We start from the raw sequence: 12,476 nt of genomic DNA on the forward strand, positions 1-12,476 counted from the left end.
CCAGGCCCTGCTTAGCTAGGCCGTAGCGACGATTTAACTATTTAAGCCAGATGGCGATGGCGACGAGCTTGACGAAGTCCATGAAGTTGGCGAGCAGTTTGTCGTAGCGGGTTGCGACGCGCCTGAACTGTAAGACCGTATGTCCGTCTTCGATGGTGAGGTGGCTCGCCCTACACTGCGCGTCCGAGGGTTGCTCGGGCAGGCCGAGCCGATCCTCACCACAGGAGGACGAGCCGTGCAGGATTATAGATAAGCTTTTGTCGGGATCGATGTTGCCAAACTGAAGAATGCGGTCGCGGTTGCAGACGGCGGCCGAAACGGAGAGATCCGTTATTTCGGTGAAGTCGAGTCATCGGACGCGAGTATGCGCCGGGCGATCCAGCGAATCGCCTCAAGATTTGACCACGTATATTTTTGTTATGAGGCTGGTCCCACCGGTTATGGCCTATATCGGTTGATCCGTTCGCTCGGTTACGACTGCTTAGTGGTCGCCCCGTCGTTAATCCGTAAGCGCGAATTTCGCGGCACCTTTTGCTGTTGAGTGCTCTGATGCATGAGGTGTCCACCAAAATAGGTGGACACCTTGTGATGGCAGACGATGATCAGAAACTGCGGGTCAGGCTTGTTGGTCGGAACGGTCGCCGACGATACGACCCGGTATCGAAGGAGCGTCTTGTCGCGGCCTGCCTTGAGCCTGGCGTTTCGGTATCGAGGCTTGCGCTCGAGCATGGGGTCAATGCGAACCTGCTTCGGAAATGGATCAAGAAGCAGACCGCGACCAGGTCGCTGCCGCCGTCTTCACGCCCGGCGTTCATCCCGGTTCAGCTTGAGGGGGCTTCCGATCGAGCCCTGTCGCGGCAGAGCCGCGTGGCGAGGGTGGATTTGCCGGCGACTTGCGATGAAGTGGGGGATGTCCCGATCGCTGTTGAACTACGTCGGGCCGACGTTGGCGGAATGAATGTTACGCAGCCCTCGTGACGTGGGCAACTGGTTTGATCGTCATGCGATCGTGGTGAGCTTGAAGGGCCGCTCGTAGTACCGATAGTTGTTTGTGCGCCTTCAATCGTCGGAAGCCCTTGTTGGCCTCGATCATGCCGGCCGCGACCCATCGCAAGGCCATACCGGCATCCCGCCAGCGTTTGACGTTGCGGGTGACGCGGCGAATGGTGCCCATCATGTTCTCGGCGATGTTGGTACAGGCGAGCGATCGACGAAGCTCCTTCGGCAGCTTCAACCGGACAATGGTCAGGATTTCGTCGAGGCCTTCGAGGATGCTGGCCGCTACGCTAGGCCATTGCTGGTCGAGTCGACGCGCGAGATTGCGGATCAATTTTTCAGCCTTGTCGGCGTCATCGAGCTCCCAGGCCTGGCGCAGCACCCGACGGGTGGCCGCATGATGCTCTTTCGGCAGGCGTTCCATGATGTTGCGCGCCTTGTGGATCTGGCAGCGCTGGATCGCAGCGGCCGAACCGAAGGTGCGGCGGATCGCCTTCGACAATGCCTTCGCGCCGTCGACGATAAACAGTCTTGGCATCGTCGGGTCGAGCCCGCGCGCGACCATGTTGTCCAGCAGGGCCTGAACCGTTGCGGCGTTCTCGCTCGCCCCTTCCACCAGCGCCAGCGGATGCTTGTTGCCTTCGCCGTCAACCCCGATCGCGGCGACCAGCACGAGATCGCCGCCGAGATGCAACCCGTCGATTTGCACCACCAGAAGGTCGAGCGCGGATAGATCGGCAGCCATGAAGTCGGCCAGCCGCGCCGCCGACAGCGCTACGAACCTCCGCGAGGCCGCCGACTTCGAAACCCCCGATCCGGGCGGTGCCGGCACGTCACCCTCGGGCAGCCGGACAGCGCGACCGAACCGGCGCGTCGACACATTGATCAGCATCAGGTTCATCGCCCAGCGACCGAGCCAGTCCTCCTGCGCCGCCGTTTCCCAGCTCGGGATCGTGATCTCGCGGCCGTCCACGCCCCGGGCCCGCGGGCGCTCGACCTCGATCTTGCCGCCGTGGAAGCCGATCCGTCCCCGCGTTCGGCCCCAACGGTGCGCCCGCCGCGCCGCATCGCGACCGTGGCGCGGCCCGCAGGCCGCCGTGACATCCGCCTCCATCATCGTGCCGAGCACTTCGATCCCTGCCGTAAGGCAGAACCGATCGAAGCTCGCCCGCACTTCCGCAAACGCTTCGTCCACAGCTCCGGTCGCCGGCAAACCAGCCGGTGTGATATCTCTCGTCATGGCGTTGCTCTCCTTGTGGAATCAGCACCCCGAGCCTACCGGCTCAAGGTGGGCAACGCCGACCTCTTCAGAAATTCAACAGAACCCGGGACATCCCCATGAAGTGCGTGGGTCGAAATCCAAAAGGGTTGCAGCTTTTTGCTCTCCAGCCAAAGTGAGTGTGTCGCTGCCGAACGGCGTGAAGCTCGCGCTGGAATGCGGCGATGTGGATGCATTGACGGCGATCATCGGAGCACTGGGCCATGTTCAGACTGCGGATTCCGACGAAGCCGGCCATGCATTCCAATTCGAAGCCGGCCGGGTATTCCGATCTGAAGCCGGCCACCCGTTGCGTCGTTCGCATGGGTCAATTTCATGATGTCGTTGAGGGCTGGGAAGGTCAAGAGACCGGTTGATCTTGAGCGGACTGCTTCTGCTTCCTGAGGCTCTCTCCCTTGAGTTCGATGCGATAGGCATTGTGGACGAGGCGATCGAGGATTGCGTCGGCGATGGTGGGGTTTCCGATAATTTCGTACCAGCGATCGACGGGAAGCTGGCTGGTGACGATAATCGAACGAGCTTCGTATCGGTCCTCGACGATTTCGAGCAGATCGCGACGCTGGTCGGCGTCGAGCGGCTCCGGTCCCCAGTCGTCCAAAATGAGCAGATCGAGCCGAGCGATGGCCCGCAGCATCTTGGTGTACCGTCCATCCGCGCGGCCGAGCGCGAGAGCGGCAAACAGACGTGGCACGCGATGGTAGGCAACGGCGAAGTCATCCCGGCAGGCCTTGTGGCCGAGGGCGCAAGCAAGCCAACTCTTGCCGACGCCGCATGGCCCGGTGACGAGGAGATTATGTCTCGCCCGGATCCAGTCGCTGGCGGCGAGTTTTAGAAAGAGCGAGCGGTCGAGCCCGCGGATGGCGCGGTAGTCGACATCCTCGACGCAGGCGGCATGACGCAACTTGGCGGCTCGGGCTCTGCTCTCAAACCGCTTTTGCTGTCGCTGCGTTTTCTCCTGTTCCAGGAGCAGGGCCAGCCATTCGGCATGTTCGAGGCTGCGTGCTTCGGGCTGGGCATCAAGCTCCTTGAAGCCTTTGGCCATACCGTGGAGACCGAGATTTTGCAGCAGGTCGAGCGTGGGATGGGTCAGCATGCTGGATTTTCCTTTCAATGGAAGTAGCCGGGGCCGCGCAGATTGGGGTGGTCGACGACGGCGTCATCGGTGGGGCGAGCGCCGCGGTCGAGCTTGTTGGCGATGATCGAGGCGATGCTTTTGTGGGTCAGCGCGCGGATCGCAACGGCGCGGGCCGCGATCAGTTCGGCGCGTTCGGGATCGATATCCTTGAACAGCCGAAGCACGCCGAGACAGGTCCGGAATCCCTGCTCGGGATGAGGCCGATTGGCCAGAATGGCGAGGACGAGAGCCTCAGTGTTAAGTCCGATCGACCGTCCCCAGCGACGGAATCGATCAGGCGTCCACTCGGCGTAACGCCGATGTGCGCTGGGCATGTGGTCGGGATCGGTGCCGTGCCGGCGGCCGCCGTAGCGGCGCTGGTGAGCCGCAACACGCGAACCCCGATGGAACAGCTCGATGGTCCGGGTGGTGGCGCGGACATCGACCTGCTCTCGGATCAGACCGTGGGGAACAGAGTAAAAGAAGCCGTCGATCTCGACGTGATAATCGAGTGAGACACGGGCCACGCGCCATTCGGCGAACTGATAATCGGCGTCCGGCAACGACGCCAGGACCGGCACCTCGATGGTCTCGAACAATTGTCGGCGACTGACGCCGAGCCGACGCATGATGTGCGCGTTGATCCGCTCCAGCGCGGCGGCAATGGCCGCGTTCGCTTCAGCCAGCGAGAAGAAGGTTTGCCGGCGAAGGCGTCCGAGAATGTAGGTCTGGGCAAAACGAACCCCGGCCTCCACTTTTGCCTTGGATAAAGCCGCCAACTGCAGCCGGTGTGGGGATGACGACCGGTCTCACGGTCCGCATTACGCATCCATTCCACCCTCTCAAGGACCAGACGTTCGAGGTGATCAGCCGCAGCCTGCATTGGGGCGAGGACCGGGTGATCTACCGGGCGGCCGACGGAACCTTACCGACGATTGCTGCGGCAATGACGGACATGGAGCGGCCTGACACATTCCGGCGCGTCGCCGCCGGGCGCGCGGCTTTCCGGACGGCCGACCTATTGGATTTACTCGCACTGCTGGAACGGATCTCTGCGGCCGTGGAGGTAGACGATGCGTAAGGTAAAATACGCCGTACATATAAGACAAAATATGCCGCAGCACTTGAATGGATATCGGAGAAACGTTCAATCATGCAAGAATATCTCCGAACACTATGAAGAATGCTTATTTGACACCTTGTCGGGTGAGGCGTATTTTTATTTACGAATCAGTTTGGATGGCAATTGTCATGGCAAAGCCAGCGCGACTGGACCCAAAGGCCGAAGCCCTGGCCAGCGCTGGCGCGCTCCACCCCCACCCCGAGGTGGTGCGCGATACCGTGTTTACCAGCCATCCCTTCTTCGATGCCAACGACCTTGTGCAGGTCCGCTACGAGATGGTGCGCCGCCATCAGATCGATCGCTTGCCGATCAGCGACGTCGCCAGCGCCTTTGGCGTGTCGCGGCCAACTTTCTACAAGGCGCAGAGCGCCCTGGCCGATCACGGATTGGCCGGGCTGGTGCCCCGGCAGCGGGGTCCAAAGGGCGGCCACAAGATCTCTGCCGATGTCCTCGCCTATATCGATCAACTCAGGGCGACGAGGCCAGGTCTCACTGTGCCACAGTGTGTAGACGCTATCGCCACACGCTTCGGAGTCAGTGTGCATCGACGAAGCCTGGAGCGGGCCATGGCACCCAAAAAAAAACGATACGACACCCCTTAACCGGTCCCGAGATCGGCCTCGTCGGCAAATACGAACAACTGCGTGCCGCGGTGCTCAGCGCCCAGCTGATCACCGGATCAGGCCTCGTAATCATGCGCCGCCAAGGCATCGTCGCCTGGATCAAGGCGGCATCGACAATGCCCGACCTCACGCCGCCTTGTCCGCCCCATCGCCGCCTGTCGGCGGATGAGATCGCCACCAGCGAACTCACCCTTATCCTTGCCAGCCTTGTTGTCTCGCTAACCGTGGAGCCAGCACATGCCTGATCTCAAAGTCACCGCCGATCACCTTCGGCGCGACGCCTACCTCTACATCCGTCAGTCCACGCTGCGACAGGTCGCCGAGAACGGCGAGAGCACGCAGCGACAGTATGGACTGCGTCATCGCGCCATTGCTGCTGGTTGGCCCGCCGAACGCATCCACGTTATCGACTGCGACCTGGGCAAATCGGGATCCAGCGCCGTTGCCCGCGACGGCTTCCAGGAACTGGTCAGCGAAGTCGCGCTCGCCAAGGCCGGCGTCGTCATGGGTCTGGAAGTCTCGCGACTGGCCCGCAACAATGCCGACTGGCACCGGCTTCTCGAACTCTGCGCCCTGACCAGCACCCTCATCCTCGACGAGGATGGCGTGTACGACCCGGCCAGCTTCAACGACAGGCTCCTTTTGGGTTTGAAAGGAACGATGTCGGAAGCAGAGTTGCACTTCCTCAAGGCTCGCATGCGTGGCGGCCAACTCAACAAGGCGAGCCGCGGCGAATTGGAAATGGCGCCGCCCGTGGGCCTGGTCTATTTGCCCGATGGCACCCTCGCACTCGACCCGGACGCCGAGGTGCAAGCCGCGCTCCACATGGTGTTCACCACCTTCGGGCGCCTGGGAAGCGCAACCAGAACCGTCAAGTTTTTCCTCGACGAAGGCATCCTGTTCCCGCGACGACTGCGCAAGGGGCCGCACAAAGGCGAGTTGATGTGGGCTCCGCCACGGCACGCCCGCATCCTTCAGGTTCTGCACAATCCGAGATATGCCGGCGCCTTCGTCTACGGCCGAACGCGCGGACGGCCTCGGCCGGGCGGCGGCGTCTCGCAGATCAAGCTGGCCATGGCTGACTGGCGGTTCGTCATGCCTGACATGCACCCGGGCTATATCGACTGGGAGCGCTTCAAGGCTAACCAGGAGCGTCTCGCCGACAATGCACAAGCCTATCGAATACAGCGTCGCGCCGGACCAGTCCGCGAAGGATCCGCCTTGCTCCAGGGCAGAGTTCTATGCGGCCTGTGCGGCGCGCGCATGGGCGTCCATTACAGCCAGGAGCATGGTCGGCCCGTCCCGACCTATATCTGCCAGGAGACCACCATCCGCGGTGGCGGCAAGGCCTGCCAGTCCGTTCCCGGTAAAGTTGTTGACCCGGCAGTGGGTGCATTGCTTGTCGAGTTGATGACGCCGATGACTCTTGAAGTCACCCTGGCGGTACAGCGCGAGCTTGAGGCACGCGCCGCAGAAACGGACACTTTGCGCAGACAACATATCCAGCGGACGCGCTATGACGCCGAGCTCGCCCGGAGCCGCTACATGAAGGTCGATCCCGACAATCGCCTCGTTGCCGATGCCCTCGAAGCCGAGTGGAACGAGAAGCTGCGGCTCCACACCGATGTCGTCGAGGACTATGAACGACGCGCGCCCGAAGAAGCCGCCGCCCTCGACGCCGGGATGCATCAACGCGTCCGGGATCTTGCCGAGCAGTTTCCCCGGATCTGGAATGATCCCCGCGTCGACGTACGTGAGCGTAAGCGCATCCTCCGCCTGCTGGTTGCCGACGTCACCTTGATCAAGGCCGAGGCAATTACCGTAAGCGTGCGACTTTCCGGCGGGGCGACCCGCATCTTGACGCTCGACCGGCCTTTGCCCATTGCACAGATACGCAGGTTCAAGCCTGAACTCGTCGCCGAGGTCGACCACTTGCTCGACCGTCATTGCGATCGGGAGATCGCCGATATCTTCAATGAACGAGGTCTGCGGACTTGGGAAGGCAAGCCGTTCAGTCTCAACAAGATCAGCTTCATCCGCAGTGCCTATAATCTGCCCAGTCGTCGCCAGCGGCTGCGAGATCAGGGTATGCTCACCACCCGGGAGGTGGCCAAGCACTTCGAGATCGCTGAGACCACCGTGCATCAATGGGGGCGCCAGGGGCTCATCAGCAAAGTTTGCAGCGATAACTGCAACCGCGGCCTGTGGAACATTCCTTCCGACCTCAGGATTATCAAAGGCCGCCCAGGTCGTACCGCTCTCGCCACCCGCACTGCCTCCATTACCGCGCTATCAACCAGACAGGACGCACTATGAAACACTCGCCTTATCCCGGGGCTTTCTTGGCCGTGCCGGAAGAATGCCGACGCCGTAATGGGACGCCATCATCCCGTAGCTGCGATTAATTTCAGGGTCGTAGAACGAGGCCCGGTAGACGCCGGACTTCAGATTGTCGGGAACGACCAGACGTGGCACCCCGCCAAAGAACCGGAACATCCGGACATGGGCCTCGATCCAGTCCGGAAGTGCCTGCGTCCAGGTCGCCTCGGCGTAAGTGTAATTCGAGGCGCCAAGCACGGCGACGAAGATCTCCGCGTCGCGCACAACCCCGGTTTCGCGATCAACGATCATGATCTTCTTGCCGGAGTAATCGACAAAGACCTTGTCGCCGGCCGGATGGTCCTGCCGCATCGTCGGAGACAGCCGCCGCTCGAATTCCCGGAATAAATCGCAGAACCGGCTGTAGCCATAGCCTTCCGGGTGGACCGCCCGGTACTCCTCCCACAACACCATCAGATTGACGCCAGGCCGCTTCAGCTCACAGGCCAACGAGGCCCAATCCGGTTCACTGCACCGGCGGAAGCCACGCCTGACGCCGGCATGGGCAAACAGACGTTGTTCAAGAACGGCGTCGGTCAGATCGCCCGCCAAAGGCCACGCCAGCCCGGCAGTCGAGGCACGCTTGAGATTGTCCTGGATCGTGCTGCGCGCCACGCCGAGCGTGCGCCCGATCTCCCGGGCGCTCACCCCATCACGGGCAAGCCGCAGCATCTGTCGTATCTGTCGCATGGTCAGTTCTCTCTTGGCCGGCATCCGCTTCCCCTCGTTGGTCAACGAGGGACTTGATGCCTGAGGGACTGACCCAAACGAAAACGCCGACTTCCAAAAACCCGGCCGGCTTCAAATCAAAATGCCGGCCGGTTTCATTTCGGAACGGTGGCCGGCTTCATGTCGGAACAGTGGCCGGCTTCAAATCGGAATACCCGGCCGGAATAAATCGGAATCCGCATTCAGACTGGGCGCTGACCTGCAGGTCTATCTGCACCGTGAGCCGATCGACTTCCGGGCTGGCATCAACAGCCTTGCGGTTCTGGTCCAGGAGACGATGGCGCTCGATCCGTTTGCTTCGGCGGTTTTTGCGTTCTGCAATCGCCGTTGCGACCGGATGAAGTTGCTGTTCTTCGACCGATCCGGCTTTGTGCTGGTCCTGAAGCGGCTGAGCGAGGACAAGTTCCGATGGCCGCGCCGCCAAGAGGCGGTCGTCACGCTTACCACCGAGCAATTGCACTGGATCCTCGACGGCATCGATATCGATGCGATGGTCCGCCATCCGGTGCGGCAATATCAGGTTGCCGGCTGAACTCTCGAGTTGAGCGGTTGACGCGTCGGAACGGTTCAGATTCAAGAATCCAATGAATCGAACCGGCGATCCGAGCGTTGAAGTGCTGTTGGCTCGCATCGCTGCGCTGCAGGCGGACAACCGTCAGCTCACGGAGCGCGTCGTCAAGCTCGAGGAAGAACTGGCGCTGGCACGCCTGCATCGTTTTGCGCCACGCAGCGAAAAGCACGTCGATCGTCTCTTCAATGAAGCCGAGCAGGCGGCCGTCGCGGATCGCGCCGGCAGCGAAGAGTGCGATGTCGTCGAACCTCCGGACACAGGTTTGCCACCCGCCGAAAGCACGACGGGGAAGAAACGTGGCCGCAGACCGCTGCCGGAAAACCTGCCGCGCGAGCGCGTCGAGTATGACCTTCCCGACGACCAGAAGGCGTGTCCTTGCTGTCGTGGCCGGATGCATCGCATGGGCGAAACCGTTACCGAACAGCTTCATATCGAGGTGAAGGCGAAGGTCCTGCAGAATGTTCGCTTCAAATATGCGTGCCGTCATTGCGACCGCACCGGGATCAACACGCCGGTCGTGATCGCGCCGATGCCCGCACAACCCTTGCCGGGCAGCATCGCCACGGCCTCAACGCTGGCGTTCGCGCTGGTTCACAAGTATGTCGACGGCACGCCGCTCTACCGGCTGGCGCAGGCCTTCGAGCGCGCCGGTGTTCCTGTCAGCCGTGGCGCTCTGGGCCACTGGGTGATTGGCTCGAGCGAAAAGCATCTGTCCCGAATCTATGACGCGCTGAAGCTGCGGCTCCGATCGCAGCCCCTCATCCATGGTGACGAGACGACTGTTCAGGTCCTGAAGGAAAAGGATCGGGAGGCCGCCAGCATGTCATATATGTGGGCATACCGGAGCGGCGAGGACAGTGACGAGCCGATCGTGCTGCTCGATTATCAGCCGGGCCGCGGCCAAATACACCCGCAGACCTTCCTCGGCGATTACCGCGGCATAGTGATGAGCGGCGGCTATTCCGCCTGGCGCACGCTGGAAGGGGCCACCCACATTGGATGCATGGCCCATTCGAGGCGGCGCTTCGTCGATGCCCTAAAGGCGAGAAAGAAAGGCGGCGGCCCGCCGGAACAGGCGCTCCGGTTCTTCGAACAACTCTACCGGGTTGAAAGGCAGGCGCGGGACAAAAAACCGGACAAAGGCGAAATGCCAGATCAATGCATTCGCCGCTTCCGCCAGCAACACAGCATTCCCGTCCTGAATGCTCTCAAGAAATGGCTCGATCAAATCGCCCCGAGGGTCTTGCCGGACAGCAAGCTTGGCGACGCCGTATCCTACACCCGAAACCAATGGGATTATCTGACGCGCTACACCGAAGACGGCAGGATGCCGATCGATAATAATCTTCTGGAGCGCGATATCAGAATCTTTGCCACTGGCCGGAAAAGTTGGTTGTTCAGCGATACCGTTGAGGGCGCCAAGGCCAGCGCCATCGTCTACAGCTTGGTGCTGACCTGCCGCGCCTGTGGCGTCGAGCCGTTAGCGTGGTTGCGCCACGTTCTCACCGAGTTGCCTCAGCGCGCGGGCGACGCCGATATTACCGACCTGCTGCCCTTCAACCTCCCCAAAACCGCCACTGCCTGAACGGGTCAGTATCGCCCCGATACGAAGGCCGTCCGTCAATATCGCGGGCGTCAACGTGCGGAGAAAATCGCGCTTACGTTAATCCCAAGGAAGCCGGGCGATCGGGTGAAGACAAACCGGCGGGACTCGCTATCGCTCGCCCGGCTGTTGAGGGCCGGCGAGCTGACGGCGGTATGGGTTCCGGACGAGGGTCATGAGGCCATGCGGGATCTTGTGCGCGCTCGTGCGGCCGCCGTCGAGACATTACGCGTGCATCGGCAGCAGATCAGCGCTTTCATGCTCAAGCATGGCCGTATCTATCCCCGCAAGAAGGGCTGGACGATGCGCTACCTGCGCTGGCTGCAGGAACAGAAGTTTGAACATCCCGCCCATCAGATCGCTCTCCAGGAAATGGTTGAGGCGGTCCGCATCTCGAAAGAACGAGTGGAAAGACTGGAAAGGGTGATCGAGGAGTTTGTGCCCGAGTGGTCTCTCGCGCCGGTCGTCCGGGCGTTGCAGACATTGCGCGGCGTAGATCTGATCGTCGCCGATGCGCGACCATCAGATTGAACTGCCATTCCTCGTAAGGGACGAAGGGGCGATATTGCACGCTTGGTGTATTGACAGCGGACATCAGAGCAAGCGCCGCAAGCGGTGCGCGAGATCGCATGGAAAGCGCAGAGCCGATTGACCGCACGTTACCGGATGTTGATCGGACGGGGCAAGCGGACGACGGTAGTCTGCACGGCGATCGCTCGCGAATTGGTCGGCTTCATGTGGGCCGTTGCAAGGGAGGCGCAGCCGAGGTTGCAATAGATCGTCATGAAGAACAAGATCATCTCGCGTATGGGCGGGGGCGGAACGACGGCAGGGGAATGCCCGTCAGACGCTTTGTGGCCGGCAATGACCGACGCCCGCAGTAAGATAGGAACAGCCCCGGACGCATAATCGGGAATGCGGTATCCAACCCGCGCATCAGAGCTTGATCACCGACGTCCTACAGTTCCGCCCCCACCCATGCGCGACCATCAGATTGAACTGCCATTCCTCGTAAGGGACGAAGGGGCGATATTGCACGCTTGGTGTATTGACAGCGGACATCAGAGCGGTGTTTTGACTGCACCTTTTCCTGACGTTTACGATCGGCGAGTGTGACGATCTCTGAATCGGAGATCGTGTTGTGTCTACGCTTGACCATACGCTTAAGCCGGAGGCAGTGACGGCGCGCCGGCTCGAGAACGAGGTGCACTCGATCCTCTATGCTCACCTGATTCCGCAGTGCCCTCATGCCGACCTGTTCGGGCGGCTCGGTCGTGCCTGGCTCATCCGACAGCAGGTGCCGGATGACGAGCGCGCCGCGATCGAGCGTCATATCCGGGAACTGGATCGGTTGGGAGAGGATCTCGGCGTGCTTGACCGGGAGATCGCTGAGGGCGCCCTCAGCGATGCGGCGATCGAACGGCTGCTCACAATCACTGGCGTCAATCTCACGGTGGCCGCCGGGCTAGTGGCGGCGATCGGCGATATAGGCCGCTTTTCCAACCCCCAAAAGCTGGTGAGTTACTTCGGCCTGAACCCACGCGTGCGCCAGTCGGGGCTTGGGGCAGCCCATCACGGGCGGATCAGCAAGGTCGGACGCAGTCATGCCCGCGCGATGCTGGTGGAAGCCGCCTGGGCAGCCGCCAAGACGCCAGGCCCACTCCATGCCTTCTTCGTCCGCGTCCGGGCCAGGCGGGGCCATCAGGTCGCTGCCGTTGCAGTGGCGCGCAAGCTGACCGTCCTGTGCTGGCATATGCTGACGAAAGAAACGAACTACCTCTGGGCACGCCCCAGTCTCGTTGCCCACAAAATGCGCGGCATGGAGTTGCAAGCCGGCCGACCGCAGAAGAAAGGCAACACGCGCGGCCCCGCCTACGCCTACAACGTCAAGGAACTCCGGAACCAGGAAGTGCGCGTCGCCGAACAGGCACAGAAGGGCTACGAGCACTTTGTCGAAGCCTGGCGCCCGCGCCCGCCAAAAAAGGCGCGCGGGCGCCTCAATCCGGCAAGGCTCGAATAAGGCTGCCCGGCAGCGCTTTCAGCCGATGCACCGTGCTCC

The 12,476-nt window shown here is 61.8% G+C and carries 10 protein-coding genes and 6 pseudogenes; 11 read left to right on the top strand and 5 right to left on the bottom strand.

Annotated elements, in window-relative coordinates:
- Positions 1 to 37 precede the first annotated feature (37 nt).
- Positions 38 to 130, bottom strand: a pseudogene (locus tag NHAM_RS26770) (IS5/IS1182 family transposase); the annotation flags it as partial.
- 135 nt (positions 131 to 265) lie between these two features.
- On the opposite strand from NHAM_RS26770, the pseudogene NHAM_RS28245 reads away from it, so the two are divergent.
- Positions 266 to 514 (top strand): annotated as a pseudogene (locus tag NHAM_RS28245) (IS110 family transposase); the annotation flags it as partial.
- A 74-nt stretch (positions 515 to 588) separates the two neighbouring features.
- Positions 589 to 903: pseudogene (gene tnpA, locus NHAM_RS25010) on the top strand (IS66-like element accessory protein TnpA); the annotation flags it as partial.
- Positions 904 to 961: 58 nt separating this feature from the next.
- On the opposite strand, the gene NHAM_RS14255 reads toward tnpA, so the two are convergent.
- Positions 962 to 2,236, bottom strand: a complete 1,275-nt coding sequence (locus tag NHAM_RS14255; RefSeq protein ID WP_011511226.1) for an IS256-like element ISNha10 family transposase — start codon at positions 2,234 to 2,236, stop codon at positions 962 to 964.
- A gap of 139 nt (positions 2,237 to 2,375) precedes the next feature.
- Here NHAM_RS14255 and NHAM_RS14260 point away from each other — a divergent pair.
- Positions 2,376 to 2,489, top strand: a pseudogene (locus NHAM_RS14260) (IS66-like element accessory protein TnpA); the annotation flags it as partial.
- 126 nt (positions 2,490 to 2,615) lie between these two features.
- On the opposite strand, the gene istB reads toward NHAM_RS14260, so the two are convergent.
- Both istB and NHAM_RS14270 read right to left on the bottom strand, forming a co-directional pair.
- Complete coding sequence (istB, locus tag NHAM_RS14265; RefSeq protein ID WP_011511227.1) at positions 2,616 to 3,368, bottom strand: IS21-like element helper ATPase IstB; 753 nt, start codon at positions 3,366 to 3,368, stop codon at positions 2,616 to 2,618.
- 14 nt (positions 3,369 to 3,382) lie between these two features.
- Positions 3,383 to 4,144 (bottom strand): Mu transposase domain-containing protein, encoded by a 762-nt coding sequence (locus NHAM_RS14270; RefSeq protein ID WP_245269895.1) that lies wholly within the window; start codon positions 4,142 to 4,144, stop codon positions 3,383 to 3,385.
- A 41-nt stretch (positions 4,145 to 4,185) separates the two neighbouring features.
- On the opposite strand from NHAM_RS14270, the gene NHAM_RS14275 reads away from it, so the two are divergent.
- The 4 genes from NHAM_RS14275 (at position 4,186) to NHAM_RS14290 (ending at position 7,451) form a co-directional block, all read left to right on the top strand.
- Complete coding sequence (locus NHAM_RS14275; protein ID WP_011511228.1) at positions 4,186 to 4,470, top strand: DUF5372 family protein; 285 nt, start codon at positions 4,186 to 4,188, stop codon at positions 4,468 to 4,470.
- A gap of 47 nt (positions 4,471 to 4,517) precedes the next feature.
- Positions 4,518 to 5,114, top strand: coding sequence for a helix-turn-helix domain-containing protein (locus NHAM_RS14280; RefSeq protein ID WP_245269896.1), 597 nt, complete (start codon positions 4,518 to 4,520; stop codon positions 5,112 to 5,114).
- A gap of 92 nt (positions 5,115 to 5,206) precedes the next feature.
- A complete protein-coding gene (locus tag NHAM_RS14285; RefSeq protein ID WP_157043638.1) occupies positions 5,207 to 5,380 on the top strand; it encodes a hypothetical protein in 174 nt (57 codons plus the stop codon).
- The gene (locus NHAM_RS14290; RefSeq protein WP_011511230.1) at positions 5,373 to 7,451 is read left to right on the top strand and encodes a recombinase family protein; all 2,079 of its coding nucleotides are present in this window, start codon (positions 5,373 to 5,375) and stop codon (positions 7,449 to 7,451) included. Before NHAM_RS14285 ends, NHAM_RS14290 begins: the two co-directional genes overlap by 8 nt.
- Here NHAM_RS14290 and istA read toward each other — a convergent pair.
- A complete protein-coding gene (gene istA / locus NHAM_RS14295) occupies positions 7,446 to 8,228 on the bottom strand; it encodes an IS21 family transposase (RefSeq protein ID WP_011511231.1) in 783 nt (260 codons plus the stop codon). The genes NHAM_RS14290 and istA overlap by 6 nt on opposite strands.
- A gap of 97 nt (positions 8,229 to 8,325) precedes the next feature.
- Between istA and tnpB the strand changes: the two genes are divergently transcribed.
- From tnpB to NHAM_RS14315, 4 genes and pseudogenes are all read left to right on the top strand, one after another.
- Positions 8,326 to 8,775, top strand: coding sequence for an IS66 family insertion sequence element accessory protein TnpB (tnpB, locus tag NHAM_RS14300; RefSeq protein ID WP_011511232.1), 450 nt, complete (start codon positions 8,326 to 8,328; stop codon positions 8,773 to 8,775).
- A 52-nt stretch (positions 8,776 to 8,827) separates the two neighbouring features.
- Positions 8,828 to 10,399: an IS66 family transposase gene (gene tnpC, locus NHAM_RS14305; RefSeq protein ID WP_011511233.1), complete on the top strand. Its 1,572-nt coding sequence runs from the start codon at positions 8,828 to 8,830 to the stop codon at positions 10,397 to 10,399.
- A gap of 66 nt (positions 10,400 to 10,465) precedes the next feature.
- Positions 10,466 to 11,194: pseudogene (locus NHAM_RS14310) on the top strand (IS110 family transposase); the annotation flags it as partial.
- Between the two features lie 412 nt (positions 11,195 to 11,606).
- Positions 11,607 to 12,437 (top strand): annotated as a pseudogene (locus tag NHAM_RS14315) (IS110 family transposase); the annotation flags it as partial.
- Positions 12,438 to 12,476 lie beyond the last annotated feature (39 nt).

Origin of the sequence: Nitrobacter hamburgensis X14 (assembly GCF_000013885.1) — a bacterium.
GTDB classification, from domain to species: domain Bacteria; phylum Pseudomonadota; class Alphaproteobacteria; order Rhizobiales; family Xanthobacteraceae; genus Nitrobacter; species Nitrobacter hamburgensis.

What these genes read in the sequence shown, in the direction of transcription:
- NHAM_RS14290 (WP_011511230.1), top strand. Translation starts at nt 5,373, where the DNA reads ATGCCTGATCTCAAAGTCACCGCCGATCACCTTCGGCGCGACGCCTAC.
- tnpC (WP_011511233.1), top strand. Translation starts at nt 8,828, where the DNA reads ATGAATCGAACCGGCGATCCGAGCGTTGAAGTGCTGTTGGCTCGCATC.
- tnpB (WP_011511232.1), top strand. Translation starts at nt 8,326, where the DNA reads ATGCCGGCCGGTTTCATTTCGGAACGGTGGCCGGCTTCATGTCGGAAC.
- NHAM_RS14285 (WP_157043638.1), top strand. Translation starts at nt 5,207, where the DNA reads ATGCGCCGCCAAGGCATCGTCGCCTGGATCAAGGCGGCATCGACAATG.
- NHAM_RS14255 (WP_011511226.1), bottom strand. Translation starts at nt 2,236, where the DNA reads ATGACGAGAGATATCACACCGGCTGGTTTGCCGGCGACCGGAGCTGTG.
- istB (WP_011511227.1), bottom strand. Translation starts at nt 3,368, where the DNA reads ATGCTGACCCATCCCACGCTCGACCTGCTGCAAAATCTCGGTCTCCAC.
- NHAM_RS14275 (WP_011511228.1), top strand. Translation starts at nt 4,186, where the DNA reads ATGACGACCGGTCTCACGGTCCGCATTACGCATCCATTCCACCCTCTC.
- NHAM_RS14280 (WP_245269896.1), top strand. Translation starts at nt 4,518, where the DNA reads ATGGATATCGGAGAAACGTTCAATCATGCAAGAATATCTCCGAACACT.
- istA (WP_011511231.1), bottom strand. Translation starts at nt 8,228, where the DNA reads ATGCCGGCCAAGAGAGAACTGACCATGCGACAGATACGACAGATGCTG.